This window comes from Pacificibacter sp., assembly GCF_039769035.1.
Lineage (GTDB): Bacteria > Pseudomonadota > Alphaproteobacteria > Rhodobacterales > Rhodobacteraceae > Celeribacter.
The window spans coordinates 37,614-52,668 of record NZ_JBDMZG010000007.1; the positions used below are offsets into that span (position 1 = coordinate 37,614).

Below are 15,055 nucleotides of genomic sequence, written 5' to 3' on the forward strand. Positions count from 1 at the left end.
GCGGCCTCTAGCGCCAGCTTTTATACCCGAACATCATATAATCGCGTTGATAAGCGCCGCGCACGGCCTGCTCGACCTCTTCATCGTAGATGTCCGACAGCGCAAAAGGCGCGTCGGGCACGTCTTCAAAGACAGCTTTCGCGCCATTGGCACCGGGCAATTGAGGCAAGGCGTCAGCCAACTCTTCTTCGCGGAAAATATGGTCAGGCAACATAAAGCCCGAAAAGCCGTTGATGACTTCCGATTGCGACGCCCAGCTTTCATCAACGCGAATAGAGGTTTGTCCGCCAAGGTTTCCCTTTACGAACTGCGCAAACTTGATGAAGGCCTCACGGTGCTGAGACAAGGTTGCGGTTTTCCCGTTGATAGGCAGCGGCACCTTATAAGTCGTGCGCAGTTGTTCGCGAATTTCGCCAAACGCATGCGCGCCCGCAGTTGCAAAATATTGACAGAACGTCCGATGCAGACGCACCACAGGATGAGAAACGACAGTGAAGCTCCGGTGGTTTTTGTGATTGCGCTTCCATTGTCGCAACGTCTTTTGATTGAAGCCATCAAGAAGCCCAAGGTCACCACTGCCCTGTACTGCAAGCCAGTTTTTGACGGCCTCGTCCGGCCCGCCCAGCACGGGTAAATACAAAAGCGATGCGCTTTTTGCGGCAACAATGTTGGGGACAGCTGGCCCGCGACGCGGTTCAAAATTCGGTGTGTTCGACAGGTTGAAGTGGTCGATCGACGACAGCGCCTTTTCCATTTCGGCGTAGTTAAGAACCTTATCTTCAAGACCCGCAGGGTTTTGCACCTTGGTTTTGCGCACGATGTTTGAACGCGTCTCGGACGCCCCCAAGAACTTTGCTAGGCCATTTATGACGTCGATGTCCTGAACGTCTTCATAGGCAACATAGAACGCACTTTGCCCCGTTGTTTGCAGACCCCGTAGGATTTTCATCTGAAAGGCTTTGACAGCGTTCAGCATGATCTCGAATTCGACTTTATCGAACTCAATTTGCGCGCTGCGCGCATCCTTTAAGTCTCCAAGACGCCATTGCCCAGTTGCCCCAGCAATCTTGCGCGACACATAGCTTTCCAACGGGTTACGCGTCAAAATGACTTTCGCGCATCGTGGATCATCAATGAACGTCTTAAACATCCGTGGCTCGTGATCATGGAAGTACCGAAACCCATTCAATCCACCAAGTTTGTTTTTGACCCGCTCCAACACTTTCATAGGATCCGCTTCACGATCAGCCAAAGTAATCCCGTCAAAATCTTTATTGCGTGGCTTGCCGACAAAGTGAGGATTGTAAATTTCCCCCCAGCTCATGAGATCAGGGTAGGAGTTAATGTTTTCTTCCAAAAAATTGGAGCCAGTGCGCATCTCAGCGAAGATTACAAAGTAGTCAAATCGGTTGGACATATCATTTCACCAAATAGGTTTTTTTGCGCTCAGACAGCAGGTTTTCAACGTCGGGTTCGCTGGGAAAATCACCCATAAGGTGCGGATTCATGCCTTGGTTTTTCAAAGTTTGAAGAAACTGACTGAACCCCGTCAAGTCGTGCATTTGGGGGGCCTGCGTTAACCTGCGGACATTGACTGAGCCGATATCATCGACAATCGCCTGCAAGGGCTCCAAGGGGTTTTGGACAAAATCGGCCATCGTCCAAATGCGAACACGTGCTTTTACATTGTGGGCCCGCAATTGCTTGATGTGTTCCGCCTCAATTCTTTGCAAGCGCGCAGCTTCTCGCCGCAAGTTGGAGAAATCATCAGCAGACCGAAACAGCGTAACAGCCCAAGCCCCCGATATGACGGAAATCTGCGCATTGGGATCCGAAGAGATCAACTTGCCAATCTTTTGATTGTCACGCGGCCCATGCATAAAGCATTGGCGCACACCTCGCGTGTTCCAAATAAGATTGGTTAAAAAGCCATTTGGATCGTAGTCGCGTAAGGCTGCGTGACTTGAAAGCCCCCCAGCAACAACATCCTGACCGTCAGCAAACTCGGCGCGATCTGGCGCATACAGATGGCCGTGGATTCGTGCGTCTATGAGCTGCGACAGCCATCCATCAAAATCTTGAAACAGATCAGAAAAGCCTTCGAAAACGGAATATGGCGCGCTTGTTTTGCCCTTACCCTTGCCCTGCGCAGGAAAACGGCTTTGCATATATAGACCGTCTCGCCCATCAGCGCGCAGATCAGTGGCCTTTGAAAAGATGCGATCAATCTTTCCTGGGTTTGGTTCTGCCGTTTTAGATGTCTCAGATCGATCGCTCAAAAATTCGTCGTACAACTGGTCTGCGTTGCGCCAAATCTTGCGGGCCACAAAACAGTCTGAGCGCCGCAATAACTGCAAATGATCGTCATAAAAGGTGTGTGGCTTGCCATGATAGTCGAACTTGGAAAGCGTCAAAGATCGACTTTCAACGTTGGTCGAATGCTTGCGCACCAAGCTCTGAAAGTAACCCTCGTCGGGAATCCAAACTCTCTTAAAATATGCGTCATAGGTCCGGCGGCTCGGGTCCTCAAGAATCGCTGACAACGTTTTGCGCGTCAAACACCACCACTGCGACCCTAAATGAGGCACAATGCCGCTTGGAATTTTGCGTTTGAATTTCACGCGTCGCTGCAACGAAACGTAGCGGTCAAACAGCCTGCGCTGCCGCTTCCACGAAAACGGAAACCGCAACGTGAAGCGTTCTGTATCGAGCCCACCAACGGTCCATGCTGCATCTTCAGTGGTGACACTTTCGATAAAGTCTGTCGTTGGTCGTTGATCCAGATAGTGAACAAGATCTTCAATCGGGCGCAAAGGCAAGCACGTCCCCGACGACAAATAGACATGGCGCACATCCGCAAAGCTGTCCAACATCAGCGCGCTCGCGTCTTGCGTCGCGGCAACCAAAGACCACTTGCCCCACTCACATCTGTGCCGTTTGGAAAATTTGATATTCTCCAGATCTGCAAGCCCGTCGACAAATGGTTGATACGCCTCATTGGGAACCCGCTTGTCCACATGGATGACAACGGGGCAGCCATGACTGGCGAGATGCCGTGCGACTTGTGCGGTCCGAAGAAATCCTTCGTGCACCAACATGACAAAGCCAACGCTCACACCCAGTTCCCCTTAGAAATTAGGCCCAACAACTCCAACTGTCGCCAGTTTATGTATTTCTCAGAGGCACTGCACCAAAGGTCCGGATCATCGTTTAGCTTCTCGTGATAGGCGACATACTCTCGACCGTCAGAATAATGCTGCCGACGATCTGCTTCCTCTTTCGCCTTTTGAACAAACGTATCAAGGAATTTGGTGTGCAAAAGTGCCCCTGAAATTTGCTCGCCACCGTTTCGCTCATACACTCGATTGAGACGTTTCGGCAAAAGCATGTGGGTCGATTCAACATAGGCAAAGGCCTTGTCCCATTTCACCAATGGAATTTTGTTCAGGGACGGTGCGCTTTCGGGGTCGTTTTCGAAAAAAGCACGTGCGCGTGGGCCACCTTGAATCCAAAGGTTGTCCAAGCCGTAGTTCTGCTTGATCGTATAGTTTCCGCTGTCAAACCACTGGGTGATTTCCATCGGATCTTGCCCTTCGTGATATGACCGCGCGCCAATTTGGCCCTTGGGATACATATCAATCAGCATCGCAGAAAATGATCGAATTTCTGACGAGTCAAGCCAATCTGTGAGCGCAGAAAGCGGGCGTGTATCGCAAAATGGATACGTGAAAAACTCATCGACATCGACAGTTAACGTCCAGCGATCATGGCAATATTTGCGCGCGAGCCAGTTCATCCAGTGCACACCGTACAGCGCTTCGCGATAGCTCGCTGTCGTGTGCCAAATCGAAATATCATCTTCGCCGGTCAAGTACTCGCGCGAGCCATCGTCGCTATCATTGTCCACGAAAAGAAAGTGCTTCACACCAAGGTCGCGGTAGTACTTTAGAAAATATGGCAGCCGAATGCGCTCATTGCGCAAGGTACAAATCAGCACAATATCTTCTTTGCCAATTTGATGCGTATTGTCTTGGATGCTGCGCAGTTTGCGACGTTGCGCAAACGCTTGAACAAGCCGCCTTTTGCGACGAAGTCTTAAACGATATTGCTTCAATCGACGCACTTCAGTCCAATTCCATATATAGCGACAATGTTCCCGCCCGAGATCGCCGACCAGCAGCCGCAGCGCTGCGCCGCAGGTGTCAGCGGCCTACAGCTATTTCCCAATACAAATAATGGCTTATTCAATCTCGGAAAACAATGCTTTGAATGGTGGCGAGCCTAATCCCAATCGCCGCGGGTCATCAGGCCCTCTTGTTCCAGACGCGCCCAGCCCTGATAGGAATGCGAAGTGCTGTCCCACAATATTGGATTGGACCGCACCGCATCATAATACTCGTTGTAAAATTCAGGATGGGTAAAATGCTCTTTGCGAATAGGTTCAGAAACAGACTGCCGCAACGCTTCATCCAAAAATTTAGCGTGAAGTAAAACACCTGTCGGCAAACGATGTCGGGCGTCAAATCCTCGATTTAGACGCGCTGGCAAAGCAATATGGGTGGAGCTGACATACGCATATCGCCAACGCCACTTAATCAACGGCGTTTTGTGCATATGCGGCGCGAGATCAGGTTTTTTCGAAAAGAAGACCCGTTTGCGCACGCCACCTCGTATTGAAATGTTGCGGTATTTGGGTTGCTGCTCCCAGTCGTATCCATAGGCATCGTAAAACCCAAGCGCATCCGTAAATGGCGCGCCGGTGGTATATTTTGCCTCATCAAGACGGGTCTTAGGGTACAAATCCAACATCAGCGCAGGAAAAACCTCAGCGCGTTTGCGGTCCAAAAAGGCCGTCAAATCCTTCAGGTCACGCGCATCATGATGCGGAATAACCATGGCTTCATCTGCGTCCAACGTCAGACACCAGTGACCGCGCCCGTAGCGCATTTGCAGCCACGTTATCCAATCCATCCCGAACCGCGCACTTCGGTAGCTCGTCGACGTGCTCCATACAGAAACGTCGGGTTGATCTTCCAAATACGCACGCGTGCCGTCATCGCTTGCATTGTCAACGATGAGGAACTGCGAAACACCTAAGGCTCTGTGATGTTTTAGGAAATACGGAAGCCGCACGCGTTCGTTGCGCACAGTTGCAAAGCAAAGAATGTCATTTTTCTGAATTGTTGCCGTGCGATTTACGACAGTGCTGAGTTCACCAGACTTACGTATCGCACGAAACAAAAGCCAACGACGTTTGAGGCGCAACTTATAGTCCGCCAAATTTCGTTTGAGTAAGTCAGCGATCGCCTTGATCACTTGTCGTAATGGCCGTTTTGGTGCCAATTCCAGGCATCTTTGATCATGGTTTTCATATCAGACCGCTCAGGTGTCCAGCCAAGTTCTGTCACAGCGCGTTCCGATCCGGATACAAGCTTGGTGCAATCCCCTGGACGACGTTCACCTTCAACATGCGGAACCTCCTTGTTGGTCACAGACCGCGATTCATCGAGCACTTCGCGAACAGAAAACCCTTTGCCAGTGCCCAAATTGAAAAGACGGCTGCCTTTTTCATCTTGAAGCCACTTTAACCCCAAAACATGCGCATCCACCAAATCACAAACATGTACATAGTCGCGAATGCATGTGCCGTCCGGTGTATCATAATCAGTTCCAAATATCGTCAACGCATCTCGTTTCCCCGCGATCGCGTCCAACATCAAAGGAATAAGGTGTGTTTCAGGTTGATGGAACTCGCCAACTTCGCCTTCAGGGTCACAGCCCGCAACATTGAAGTAGCGGAAAATGACGCTTTTCAATCCATGGGACTGTTCAAAATTCGCGAGAATATCTTCAATGGCGCGCTTCGACGCCCCGTATGAGTTGATCGGAAGTTGAACAGATCCTTCGTTCAACACCACGTTGTCTTGGTCCCCGAACGTCGCGCAAGTGGACGAAAAGACAAAGTCCAAACACCCAGCGTCCACCGCCGCCTCAATCAATTGCAACGAGCCGAAGACGTTGTTGCGCCAATATTTTCCAGGATCAGTCATGCTTTCGCCAACCTGACTAAAGGCAGCAAAATGCATCACAGCGATTGGTTGGTATTTGGCGAAAACCGCGTCCAAGCGGGCGCGATCCATTAGATCGCCCTGCTCAAACGGTCCAAATTTAACCGCGTCTTCCCAACCGGTCGAAAGATTGTCAAAAGTGACGGGCACATAGCCCGCCGCACGCAATGCTTTACACGCGTGCGACCCAATGTAACCGGCACCGCCAGTGACAAGAACATTGTGCGTCACTATTAACTCCTACTGCGCCGCAGCGCGCGCGCTCGACAGTTCGTCAATGAATTCTTGAAGTTCATCACGGAACTCTGGACGTGACAAGCCAAACGAAATCGATGCCTGCAAGTAACCCGCTTTTGAACCGCAATCAAATCGCTGACCAGAAAAACGGTAGCCATATACGTCACGGCCTGCCGTGATTTCATCGGCAATCGCATCGGTCAACTGAATTTCGCCGCCCGCACCTTGCTTCATTTGATGCAAGTTTTTCATAACGTCAGGAGACAGAATGTAGCGACCGATAACTGCCAAATTTGAAGGCTCAGTTCCAGGTGCCGGTTTTTCGACCATGCCGTTTACAGAAACGGCGGCGCCCAGTTCTTCTTTGACATCCAGCACACCATAAGAGCTCACCTTGTTCGCAGGCACCTCCATCGCGGCCACCATTGAGCCGCCAAGTTCTTGATGTGCCTCAACCATTTGCTGCAAACACGGTTTATCAGCTGCGATAACATCATCTGGCAGGATCACTGCAAAGGACTCGTCTGGGCTCAACAGGCGGCGCGCACACCAAACAGCGTGACCAAGTCCAAGCGCCTTGTGTTGACGAATGTATGCGATCGCACCGCTGTCCATGTTCGTGTTATTCAGCATGTCGAGCATTTCGGTTTTGCCCTTTTTGCGAAGCTCTTGCTCAAGCACAGGCGAATGATCGAAATAGTCTTCCAAAGCGCCCTTGCCACGAGATGTCACAAAAATGAACTCTGTAATTCCAGCAGCGCGCGCTTCGTCGATCGCGTATTGGATCAGCGGGCGATCCACGAGCGTCATGATTTCTTTAGGAATCGACTTTGTTGCAGGCAGGAAGCGTGTCCCGAGCCCGGCCACTGGGAAAATAGCTTTTGTTACCTTGCGCGTCATCTCAACTCCTTTGCTCTTTACCTATAAAGAGCGGCTATTAAATTTGTGTGTCTTACAAGGTACCGATAATTCCCATGCCCTGTAGTGGGAAAAGTTCCAGCGTCGCGACACTGCCAAGTTCTGACCTGATATAGGGTATATATTTAATACATTGATTAAAAGATGGGCGCATCGCCTAATCGAAATGCATTTCCTTCATCATCAACTCGAGACGCGGCACATCTTCGGGGTTGTTTAATTCCCAGAATTGGCGATCTCGTGCGTCCACTTCTACGCACAGCACGGGACGCTCACGCTCCAAAAAGCGCAATTGCTCCAAGCCCTCGAGCGTCTCCAAAGGACCCGCTGGCCATTTAGGGTATGCCCCAAGCGCAGAGGGCCGGTACGCGTAAACGCCGACATGATGGAATACTGGTGTTTCATCCGCATCAGCAAAAGTTTTCGACGTAAACGGCACCACTTCCTTGGAAAAGTAGAGGGCCTTTTTATCAGCGCCAAACACAGCCGTCGTTCCGCCAACACGCCCTTCGCGTCGATCCGCCAAGAACCCGTTCAAAGCGCGCCCATCGCAGCGCAAAACCGGCGTCGCAACTTCGGCTGTTGGATGTGCTCTAAGGCCGGCAACCAAATCTTCAACAAACCAAGATGGTGTCAAAGGCGCGTCGCCCTGCAAGTTCACGACAATATCATAGGCACCGCCAAGCTTTTCGAGCGCTTCAGCGCACCGTTCCGTGCCATTGCCGCAGGATTCGGATGTCATCACCACTTCCGCCCCAAAAGCTTCGGAGGCCTCACGAATGCGGTCATCGTCCGTGGCGACCACAACTTTATCTACGCCAGACACTGACATGGCGGCATCCCAACTGCGGCGAATAAGAGATTTCTTTTCCCCACTCGCTCCAGTCAATTCGACAAGAGGCTTTCCAGGATATCTGGTGGAGGCAAATCGTGCGGGGATGACAAGAAGAACGGACATTAAGCTTCCTTCAAATCTACGCCTGGCGCATAGGCAATAAAGAAGGGGTTGGCGTAGTCCTCTTTGCCGTATGTCAGTGGCGCGTGATTATCGAAACGCACAACGTGACCACCTGCACCAGACAAAACAGCGTGACCCGCGGCTGTGTCCCACTCCATTGTGCGGCCAACGCGTGGGTAAAGATCAGCTTCGCCCGTCGCAACCAAACAGAACTTAAGAGAAGAGCCCGCAGACTTACTGTCTTTGACATTATACTTGTTGATGTAGTCTTCAGTCGCCTGATCGCGGTGCGATTTCGACGCAACGATCAAAAGGCCGTCATTGTCAGGCTTTGACACCGAGATCTTGTTGAGAGTCCCGATGGTGTCTTTCGCGAAAGGTCCAACTTCTTCGTAAGACTGCCCATCTGCACCCGTGATAAACAAACGGTCTTTCGCTGGCGCATACACAACACCGCGCGTCGGAACGCCGTTTTCGACATAGGCGATGTTCACAGTAAAATCACCGCGGCGGTTGATGAACTCTTTGGTGCCATCAAGCGGATCAACGATCAAAAACGTTTCAGCTTTAAGGCTATGTGACCCAGCCTGTTCTTCAGTGATCAAGGTCACATCTGGAAAGCTTTCTCGCAGGCCAGCAGAAATCATCGCATCTGCGGCCTCGTCTGCAATCGTGACAGGGCTATCATCTGATTTGGATTTCACTTCAAAATCATCGGAGTTGTAAATCTCCATGATCTTATCGCCAGCCTCCAATGCCAATTTGCGCATAATCGGGGTAAGTTTTTCGAAATCCAAGATCTGGCTCCTAAGGGTTTACTTTGCGCACACTGAAAACGCAGTCACATTGATTAGTCTAATTTTGCACTTTATGCTACGGCGCTAAAGGAACAGCAAGATTTCAATGCTATTCCAATGTGAAACTGTCACAGGATTTTGCAAATGTTCCATTACCACAGGCGACAAACCGGATTTGCCGTCGGGTTTTCAATTCTAAAATTGATCTTTAACTGCACCGTCCGAAAGGTCAGGCAGTCTCATGGAAGTCCGATCATTGGGCTTTTGCTTGCGATGTCGCAAACGCTAATGCTTGTCGTTTTTTTCTCGTTCATGATCAACGTTCTGGCGATGCGTAGCACGGCAATTCGTGGCGACTTTGTCCTGTATATCATGTCCGGAATTTTTCTTTTTATTACGCACAATGCCGCCATTAAGTCGGTTTCTAGGGCGGAAAGCGCTGACTCACCCATGATGCAGCACGCCCCAATGAACACAGCCATTGCTATCAGCGCGGCAGCCCTCAGCTCCCTTTATATTCAAACACTCTCAGTCATTGTCATTTTGTCGGTCTATTTTTTGGGATGGGGCGTGGCGCCCGTTCAATATCTGCCTGGTGCAATCTCTATGTATTTTCTCTCCTGGCTTTCAGGGGTTTCAATCGGGTTGATCTTTTGGTCCTTACGCCCTTGGTTTCCACAGTTCACGCAGATCACGAGCACCATTTATACCCGTGCTAATATGATCACTTCCGGCAAAATGTTTCTCGCAAACACGCTACCTGGGTCTCTCCTTGTCTTGTTTTCGTGGAATCCTCTTTTCCACTGTATCGATCAAGCGCGCGGCTTCGTCTTTGTGAACTATACGCCCCACAACAGCTCAATAACCTACCCGATCGTCATTACTGCCATACTCCTCACCATCGGCCTTTTGGCACAATTTTTTACCCGCACGCGCGTTTCCGCAAGCTGGGGTGCTGGTAGATAGAACAATCAAGCCGCGGCGGCGCTGAATCGGCACCGCCGTCTAAGGCCCAAAATTACGACAGCATCTGGGGCCACATGCCTAATCCGACAAATTTTTCACACTAAAACGCAACTTACCCCCTTCAAACGTCAATTTTCCTGCTCTTGAAGGCCACGACAACTTGCAGGGGTCAAAGCGCCTCCCTATATACGCCGAGAAGCATTGATCGGGCTTACCCGATTTAAACCATGGGATTAACGAAGGGTGCCGCAGTGGGCCCGACGTTACAACATCGCCTAGAAGAGGATTTTGAGCATGGCCAAAGTCATTGGTATCGATCTCGGGACAACCAACTCCTGTGTCGCAATCATGGATGGTTCGCAGCCGCGTGTCATCGAAAACGCTGAAGGTGCACGGACAACCCCGTCCATCGTTGGCTTCACTGATTCTGAACGTCTCGTCGGCCAAGCCGCGAAACGCCAAGCAGTGACAAACCCAGACAACACCATTTTCGCAGTGAAGCGCCTGATCGGCCGTCGCGACGATGACAAGCATCTGGCAAAAGACAAAAAGAACCTCCCTTACGCAGTTGTCGATGGCGGCAATGGTGACGCATGGGTTGAGGTTCGCGGTGAGAAATACTCCCCGTCCCAAATTTCTGCCTTCATCCTTGGCAAAATGAAAGAAACAGCTGAGTCATACCTCGGCGAAGAAGTGACACAGGCGGTTATCACCGTACCTGCGTACTTCAACGACGCTCAGCGTCAGGCGACAAAAGACGCCGGCAAAATCGCTGGCCTTGAAGTGCTGCGTATCCTCAACGAGCCGACAGCGGCAGCGTTGGCATACGGTCTTGATAAGCAAGACACAAAAACCATCGCGGTCTACGACCTCGGCGGCGGTACTTTCGACGTCACCATCCTCGAACTTGGCGACGGCGTATTCGAAGTTCAGTCCACCAACGGCGACACATTCCTTGGCGGTGAAGACTTTGACATGCGTATCGTGAGCTACCTCGCGGACGAATTCAAAAAAGAAAATGGTGTTGATCTCACCAAAGACAAAATGGCCCTCCAGCGTCTTAAAGAAGCTGCTGAGAAAGCCAAAATCGAGCTGTCTTCCAGCCAGCAAACTGAGATCAACCAACCGTTTATCTCCATGGATCCAAACGGCGGTCAGCCCCTTCACCTCGTGATGAAACTGACACGTGCGAAACTGGAAAGCCTCGTTTCTGATTTGATCAAGAACTCGATCAAACCTTGCCAAGCTGCGCTTAAAGATGCTGGCCTGTCCACATCTGACATCGACGAGATCGTTCTTGTTGGTGGTATGACACGTATGCCGAAAGTTATCGAAGAAGTGACGAAGTTCTTCGGTAAAGAGCCAAACAAAGGCGTGAACCCTGATGAAGTTGTTGCCATGGGCGCAGCTATTCAGGCTGGCGTTTTGCAAGGCGACGTCAAAGACGTTCTTTTGCTCGACGTGACACCACTTTCCATCGGTATCGAGACACTCGGCGGCGTGTTCACACGCCTCATCGATCGCAACACCACGATCCCAACCAAGAAATCACAGGTCTTCTCAACTGCCGAAGACAACCAATCTGCTGTGACCTTGCGTGTGTTCCAAGGTGAGCGTGAAATGGCTGCCGACAACAAAATCCTCGGCCAATTCAACCTCGAAGGCATCCCACCTGCACCACGCGGCATGCCACAAATCGAAGTTACATTTGACATCAACGCCGACGGTATCGTCGAAGTTGGCGCCAAAGACAAAGGCACCGGCAAAGAGCAGCGGATCACAATCCAAGCTTCTGGCGGCCTGTCCGATGATGACATCGAGAAAATGGTAAAAGACGCTGAAGAGAACGCTGAAGCGGATAAAGAGCGCAAGGATCTTGTCGAAGCCAAGAACCAAGCGGAAAGCCTTATCCACTCCACCGAGAAATCTTTGCAAGAGCACGGCGATAAAGTTGATCCGACCACTGTCGAAGCCATCGAATTGGCCATCGCAGCGCTCAACGATCAACTCGAAACTGAAAACCCAGAGAAAATTCGCTCTGGCATTCAGAACGTGACCGAGTCTGCAATGAAACTTGGTGAAGCGATCTACAAAGCGTCCCAAGCTGAAGCGGAAGCTGCAGCGCCAGAAGGCATGGACGAAGCTGACGAAGGCCCTTCCAGCGTAGACGATGATATCGTTGATGCTGACTTCGAGGACCTCGATAAGCGCTCGTAAACCGCATTGAAATTCGGTTGGCCGACGCAGATTTATTTGTGTCGGCCGCCGCATTTCTGGAGGATATAATCCATGGCAAAACGCGATTTTTATGAAGTACTTGGTGTCTCCAAAGGCTCTGACGCGAGTGAACTGAAAAAAGCCTATCGCAAAAAGGCGATGGAATTTCACCCAGATCGCAACGCAGACAATCCTGAAGCAGAAGCCAAGTTCAAAGAAGCGAACGAAGCCTACGACACCCTGAAAGACCCTGACAAAAAAGCCGCCTACGACCGCTATGGTCACGCTGCATTTGAACAAGGTGGCATGGGTGGCGGTCGCCCAGGTGGCGGACATGGCCAAGGCGACTTCGGTTCAGCTTTCTCAGACGTGTTTGACGACTTGTTTGGCGACTTTATGGGTGGCCAACAACGTGGCGGTGGACGCTCACGCGCACAACGCGGATCAGACCTGCGCTACAACATGCGCATCACCCTTGAAGACGCTTACGCTGGCATTCAAAAAACCATCTCCGTTCCAACCGCTGTAGGCTGTGACGGATGTAATGGCACAGGAGCTGCAAACGGCGCCGAACCACAAACCTGCCCCTCTTGTGCGGGCATGGGTAAGGTACGCGCGCAGCAAGGCTTCTTTACAGTTGAACGCGCTTGTCCTGCCTGTGGTGGCATCGGCCAGATGATCAAAGACCCTTGTGGCAAATGTGCGGGCGCAGGCCGCGTTGAAAAAGAACGCTCCCTCTCCGTCAACATTCCTGCTGGCGTCGAAACCGGTACACGCATTCGTCTTGCTGGCGAAGGTGAAGCGGGTTTGCGCGGTGGACCGACGGGCGATCTGTACATCTTTATTGAGGTGCGTCAGCACGCATTGTTCGAACGCGATGGCATTCATTTGCACTGCGCCGTTCCTGTTTCCATGTCGTCTGCGGCCCTTGGTGGTGACATCGAAGTGCCGACCATCGACGGTGGGCGGTCACGTGTGAAAATTCCTGCGGGAAGCCAATCAGGTCGCCAAATGCGCCTCCGCAACAAGGGCATGCCAGCCCTTCGCGGCGCAGGCCAAGGTGACATGTTTATTGAGCTTGCGGTGGAAACACCGGTCAATTTGACGTCCAAGCAAAAAGAACTCCTGCGTGAGTTTGAAAACTTGGGTGAAGACAAGAACAACCCTGAAAGCTCTACTTTCTTCAAGAAAGTCAAAAGCTTCTGGGATGGCATGAAAAGCTGATTTCATATCCTAACCCGCGCTGAACTGTGGCGGGTTAGGAAAAATTAACCAAATTTTCAGCGAATCGACGGAACACTTGTCGCATTATGACGACGGATCCGCGCTCAACAGAATTTCGAGAAATGCCGCAATGGCTGTTTGATCTAGATGACGCTAGACCCATTGCCTTGCCGTCTCGACCGCCAAGCTATCTGCGCAATCACAAGAAAAACTTGCAAGACCGCTTTGCTGAGGGCGGCGCGCAGGCAATGCCTGACTATGAACTGTTGGAACTCATTCTCTATCGTTCTCTCCCGCGTATCGATGTCAAACCCATCGCGCAGGCTCTCATTGATGCGTTTGGGGACTACAACCGCGTCCTGTCCGCGCCGATTATGCGGCTAATGGAAATCGATGGCGTCGATGGCGCGGTCGCCAGAGACCTCAAAATCATCGAGGCCTCCGCACATAGGCTCGCACGTGCAAAGGTCATGCAGCGCCCTGTCATCTCCAGCTGGGACGCTGTCTTGGACTACTGCCACACCACCATGGCGCACCGAGAAACCGAACAGTTTCGCGTTCTGTATCTTGATCGGAAAAACATTTTGATTGCGGATGAGGAACAGGCAAAAGGCACCGTTGACCATGTTCCGGTGTATCCCCGTGAAGTGGTCAAACGCGCGCTGGAACTCAACGCCTCAGCGCTTATTTTGGTCCACAATCACCCGTCTGGTGACCCCACACCATCGGATGCGGATATCACCATGACCGGACAAATTCGCGACGCTGCTGAGGCGTTGGACATACATCTCCATGATCACTTGATCATTGGCAAATCAACGGAGCTCAGCTTCCGATCTGGGGGCTACCTCTAGCCGCCCAATTAACTGATAACCGCAAACGAAAAATGCCGCCGAAACCGGCGGCATTTATATTTTAAGCAACTCGCCTAATGAGACGTTAAACAGCGCCGTGGCAGTGCTTGAACTTCTTGCCAGACCCGCAAGGGCAGGCATCGTTGCGCGCAGGGTTGCCCCAACTTGCAGGGTTGTTTTCGTCAAAGTCGCGCGCACCGTCTTGGATGTCTTCGGCCAATTGTGACGCGTCGGCAGCTTGCGATGCAGCGGCGGATGCAGCGGCCTGTTGCGCAACCATCTGCTGAATCATTTTGCTGCGCTCTTCTTCAGTCATCGGGCGAACGCGTGACAACTTGGAAGTGACTTCGATACGCAATGAATCAAGCATTGTTTCGAAAAGCTGGAAGCTTTCGTTCTTGTATTCATTCAACGGATCGCGTTGCGCATACCCGCGGAACCCAACAACGGACCGCAAGTGTTCAAGCGTCAAAAGGTGCTCGCGCCATTTTCCATCAACGGTTTGCAGCAAGAATTGCTTTTCAATTTGGTGCATCTGAGTTTCACCAAACGCTTCCGTTTTTTCCGCCATCAACGCGTCGGATGCAGCAACGAGACGCTCAACGATCGCCTCGTCATCAACGCCTTCTTCGTCGGCCCACTCCTTAACAGGCACATCAATGCCGATGTTTTCAAGCACAGACACATAGAGCTTATCGACATCCCACTGATCAGGATAAGATTTCGGCGGAATGGCGGCATCAACGAGATCTTCGATCACTTCGTGGCGCATATCCGTCACGATTTCATTGATGTCATCGGCTTCCATGATCTCAC

General features: G+C 51.4%; 13 protein-coding genes. 4 read left to right on the plus strand and 9 right to left on the minus strand.

What is annotated here, in order from left to right:
- Positions 1-7: 7 nt before the first annotated feature.
- From ABF287_RS00535 to cysQ, 8 genes are all read right to left on the minus strand, one after another.
- Positions 8-1,417, minus strand: coding sequence for a nodulation protein NodH (locus ABF287_RS00535; protein WP_347183071.1), 1,410 nt, complete (start codon positions 1,415-1,417; stop codon positions 8-10).
- 1 nt (position 1,418) lies between these two features.
- Positions 1,419-3,116, minus strand: coding sequence for a beta-1,6-N-acetylglucosaminyltransferase (locus ABF287_RS00540; RefSeq protein WP_347183072.1), 1,698 nt, complete (start codon positions 3,114-3,116; stop codon positions 1,419-1,421).
- Positions 3,113-4,123, minus strand: coding sequence for a glycosyltransferase family 2 protein (locus ABF287_RS00545; protein ID WP_347183073.1), 1,011 nt, complete (start codon positions 4,121-4,123; stop codon positions 3,113-3,115). The genes ABF287_RS00540 and ABF287_RS00545 overlap by 4 nt, the downstream gene beginning before the upstream one ends.
- Before the next feature lie 158 nt (positions 4,124-4,281).
- The gene (locus tag ABF287_RS00550; protein ID WP_347183074.1) at positions 4,282-5,316 is read right to left on the minus strand and encodes a glycosyltransferase family 2 protein; all 1,035 of its coding nucleotides are present in this window, start codon (positions 5,314-5,316) and stop codon (positions 4,282-4,284) included.
- Entirely contained in the window at positions 5,313-6,299 is a 987-nt protein-coding gene (galE, locus tag ABF287_RS00555) for a UDP-glucose 4-epimerase GalE (protein ID WP_347183075.1), read from the minus strand. The genes ABF287_RS00550 and galE overlap by 4 nt, the downstream gene beginning before the upstream one ends.
- A gap of 9 nt (positions 6,300-6,308) precedes the next feature.
- A complete protein-coding gene (locus ABF287_RS00560; RefSeq protein WP_347183076.1) occupies positions 6,309-7,205 on the minus strand; it encodes a UTP--glucose-1-phosphate uridylyltransferase in 897 nt (298 codons plus the stop codon).
- Between the two features lie 175 nt (positions 7,206-7,380).
- Positions 7,381-8,181: a manno-octulosonate cytidylyltransferase gene (locus tag ABF287_RS00565; RefSeq protein WP_347183077.1), complete on the minus strand. Its 801-nt coding sequence runs from the start codon at positions 8,179-8,181 to the stop codon at positions 7,381-7,383.
- Positions 8,181-8,978 (minus strand): 3'(2'),5'-bisphosphate nucleotidase CysQ, encoded by a 798-nt coding sequence (gene cysQ / locus ABF287_RS00570; protein WP_347183078.1) that lies wholly within the window; start codon positions 8,976-8,978, stop codon positions 8,181-8,183. The genes ABF287_RS00565 and cysQ overlap by 1 nt, the downstream gene beginning before the upstream one ends.
- Positions 8,979-9,122: 144 nt before the next feature.
- Between cysQ and ABF287_RS00575 the strand changes: the two genes are divergently transcribed.
- The 4 genes from ABF287_RS00575 to radC all read left to right on the plus strand — a co-directional run bounded on the left by ABF287_RS00575 (position 9,123) and on the right by radC (position 14,239).
- The gene (locus ABF287_RS00575; RefSeq protein WP_347183079.1) at positions 9,123-9,944 is read left to right on the plus strand and encodes an ABC transporter permease; all 822 of its coding nucleotides are present in this window, start codon (positions 9,123-9,125) and stop codon (positions 9,942-9,944) included.
- A gap of 294 nt (positions 9,945-10,238) precedes the next feature.
- Complete coding sequence (gene dnaK, locus ABF287_RS00580; RefSeq protein ID WP_347183080.1) at positions 10,239-12,161, plus strand: molecular chaperone DnaK; 1,923 nt, start codon at positions 10,239-10,241, stop codon at positions 12,159-12,161.
- Positions 12,162-12,233: 72 nt separating this feature from the next.
- Positions 12,234-13,385, plus strand: coding sequence for a molecular chaperone DnaJ (gene dnaJ / locus ABF287_RS00585; protein WP_347183081.1), 1,152 nt, complete (start codon positions 12,234-12,236; stop codon positions 13,383-13,385).
- An 86-nt stretch (positions 13,386-13,471) separates the two neighbouring features.
- Positions 13,472-14,239 carry a DNA repair protein RadC gene (gene radC / locus ABF287_RS00590; RefSeq protein WP_347183082.1) on the plus strand — a complete coding sequence of 256 codons (768 nt, stop codon included), beginning with the start codon at positions 13,472-13,474 and terminating at the stop codon, positions 14,237-14,239.
- Positions 14,240-14,324: 85 nt separating this feature from the next.
- Here radC and ABF287_RS00595 read toward each other — a convergent pair.
- Positions 14,325-15,055: SEC-C metal-binding domain-containing protein (locus ABF287_RS00595; protein WP_347183083.1), on the minus strand; the 731-nt coding region annotated here is incomplete at its 5' end.

Coding starts and splice junctions, on each gene's coding strand:
- ABF287_RS00535 (WP_347183071.1), bottom strand. CDS start 1,417: ATGTCCAACCGATTTGACTACTTTGTAATCTTCGCTGAGATGCGCACT.
- ABF287_RS00560 (WP_347183076.1), bottom strand. CDS start 7,205: ATGACGCGCAAGGTAACAAAAGCTATTTTCCCAGTGGCCGGGCTCGGG.
- ABF287_RS00565 (WP_347183077.1), bottom strand. CDS start 8,181: ATGTCCGTTCTTCTTGTCATCCCCGCACGATTTGCCTCCACCAGATAT.
- ABF287_RS00575 (WP_347183079.1), top strand. CDS start 9,123: ATGTTCCATTACCACAGGCGACAAACCGGATTTGCCGTCGGGTTTTCA.
- dnaK (WP_347183080.1), top strand. CDS start 10,239: ATGGCCAAAGTCATTGGTATCGATCTCGGGACAACCAACTCCTGTGTC.
- dnaJ (WP_347183081.1), top strand. CDS start 12,234: ATGGCAAAACGCGATTTTTATGAAGTACTTGGTGTCTCCAAAGGCTCT.
- radC (WP_347183082.1), top strand. CDS start 13,472: ATGACGACGGATCCGCGCTCAACAGAATTTCGAGAAATGCCGCAATGG.